At 67.0% G+C, this 2,308-nt stretch carries 4 protein-coding genes; 1 reads left to right on the plus strand and 3 read right to left on the minus strand.

Going from position 1 to position 2,308, the window contains the following annotated elements; all coding sequences use genetic code 11:
- On the plus strand, positions 1–495 hold a 495-nt coding region (epsC, locus tag ACT84W_RS09120), incomplete at its 5' end, for a serine O-acetyltransferase EpsC (RefSeq protein ID WP_444328979.1).
- 41 nt (positions 496–536) lie between these two features.
- On the opposite strand, the gene ACT84W_RS09125 is transcribed toward epsC, so the two are convergent.
- The 3 genes from ACT84W_RS09125 to ACT84W_RS09135 all read right to left on the minus strand — a co-directional run.
- Positions 537–896: a pyridoxamine 5'-phosphate oxidase family protein gene (locus ACT84W_RS09125; protein ID WP_444328980.1), complete on the minus strand. Its 360-nt coding sequence runs from the start codon at positions 894–896 to the stop codon at positions 537–539.
- Positions 897–917: 21 nt separating this feature from the next.
- Positions 918–1,406, minus strand: a complete 489-nt coding sequence (locus tag ACT84W_RS09130; RefSeq protein ID WP_432291166.1) for a GNAT family N-acetyltransferase — start codon at positions 1,404–1,406, stop codon at positions 918–920.
- Between the two features lie 3 nt (positions 1,407–1,409).
- Positions 1,410–2,308 (minus strand): ATP-grasp domain-containing protein (locus tag ACT84W_RS09135; protein ID WP_444328981.1); only part of this gene is annotated, 899 nt, incomplete at its 5' end.

The raw sequence follows: 2,308 nt of genomic DNA on the forward strand, positions 1-2,308 counted from the left end.
ATGCACGCCGTATGGGCGTATCGTCGCCAGCACTGGCTATGGGAGCACGGCATGCGCGGCCTGGCGACTCTGCTCGCGCGCCTCTCCCGCCGCCGCTACGGCGTCGAGATCGCGCCCGCCGCGACCATCGGCAAGCGCTTCATGATCGACCACGGCATGGGCATCGTCATCGGCGAGACAGCCATCATCGGCGATGATTGCCTGCTCTACCAGGGCGTGACCCTCGGCATGACGGGCAAGCACGGCGGAAAGCGCCACCCGACCTTGGGCAACAACGTCATGGTGGGCGCCGGCACGATTGTCCTCGGCGATATCCACGTCGGCGACAACGTCAAGGTGGCGGCCGGGTCCGTCGTGGTCCACGACGTGCCCGCCGACACCACCGTTGCCGGCAATCCCGCCCACGTTGTACGCGAGCGCACCTGCCCCATGCTGCGGCTCATCCCCCTCTCCCGCGACATCGACGAGAACATCCGCTGGTCCTGCGCCCTGTAAGAAAAATGACGAAAAGGGACTGTCCCTTTTCGTCATTTTTCTTACTCGCGGCGCTTGCCGGTGAGGTGGTCGACGTCCACGCGCCAGACGTCCACGAGCTTGACGGCGTCGGGCGAGAACTCCACGGGGGCGCCCGGAGCCATGTGGGCCATGATCGCCGTAAGGCCGCGGACCTTCTGGTCCGCGTCGGTCTTGCGCCCCTCGGAGGCGCAGTGCAGCCAGAACGTCCAGCGGGCGTCTCCCGCCTCCCCCGGCACGGGCTCGGCGAGCTCGTACCCGAAGCTCATGGGCACCACAAAGACGCCCTCGGCGTCGTGCGAGCCCACCCAAACGACCGGGCACTTCTCGACGATGCCGCGAAGCTCGGCGAGGTCGGCGACCTCGCGCTTCGCCCTTCTCATCCCACGGTGATCCATAGCCATCTAATCAAGCACCTGCTCCATGCCGACTTTATACGGGACCATGCCCATCTTCTCGTAGAACGCGCGGGCTCCGGGATTGCAGCTCCACACGTTGAGCGTCACGTTGTGGGCCCCGACGCCGCGCGCGAAATCGACGACGTGTCGGTAGAGCGCCGTGGCGACGCCTTGACCGCGGACGGACTCGTCCACGCAGATGTCGTCGATATAGACCGTGACCACGGGCTGCATGTTGTTGGACCCGCGGAAATCCTCGATCACGCAGAACGCATGGCCGAGGACGCGGTCGCCCTCGACCGCCACGAACACCGGCCTCGACTCATTGGACATGAGCGCACACAGCTCGGCGTCCGAGTACTTGCGCGCGCCCATCACAAAGAGGTCCGGCCGCCCCTCTGCATGCACCGCGCACACCTGGAGCAGCAAATCGACAAGCCCGGGAACGTCGGCGACGCCGGCCCTCCTGACCTGGTACTCATTTGCTTCGCCCATGCGCTACGCCCTTTCCTGCACGAAGGCCACGAACTCGTCGAGCTCGGGCTTGGTCTTGAACCGCGCCACATAGGCGGTGTTGCCCAGATCGTCCGCGAGGCCGTCCGGCATACGGTCGATGCTCATCAGCGGCTCGGCGTAGCGCGCCTCGACCTCCTCGCGGCTGTGCGCGTACTCGTGGATGTCGCGACGGCTCGCATGGACGCAGTAGTAGTGCTCGCCGCCGGGGACCACGTGGCTCTCGTCGAAGCAGACCATGTCGGCCCACACCTGATAGACGTTGAGCGAGTGGGCGTAGTTCATCATCTCGGGGGTGTAGCCTCCGGGCGGGCGCGAGTTGACCTCCAGGCCGACGTAGTCGCCGGCTTGCCCGAGGCCGGGCTTGTCCTCGGTCAGGCGGAAGAACTCCATGTGCACGAAGCGGCTCGCGTAGCCGAAGGACTTGACGGCCGCGCGGCCGTACGCGCGCAGCTTGGGGTCGACGCCGGGGCACGAGTAGTACGAGACGTCGAGCTGCTGGGCGCAGACATCGGCCATCGAGGGCGGGAACTCCTCCTGGTTCTCGAAGAGGGGCTCGCCGTGCGAGTCCACGATCGCGTCGTAGGAGCAGATCCGGCCGCCGACGAACTCCTCGAGGACGTAGGGGGTGCCTCCTTTGCTCGCAAAGACGCGCTGCAGGTCGTCGTCGTTCTCGACCTTCCAGGCGCCGCCGCTGCCCATGCCGACCTCGGGCTTGGCGAAGGTCGGGTAGCCGACCTCGGCCGCGAAGGCGCGCGCCGCGTCGAGCGTGGTCAGGCGGATCTGCCGCGCCACCGGGATGCCGGCAGCGCGGTAGCAGGGCTTCATCGCCGCCTTGCTCGTCCAGTCGACGAGCTTGGCGGGGTGCACGCCCGTGGTCACGT

It is taken from the genome of Paratractidigestivibacter sp., from assembly GCF_052362415.1.
Taxonomy (GTDB): Bacteria; Actinomycetota; Coriobacteriia; order Coriobacteriales; family Atopobiaceae; genus Paratractidigestivibacter.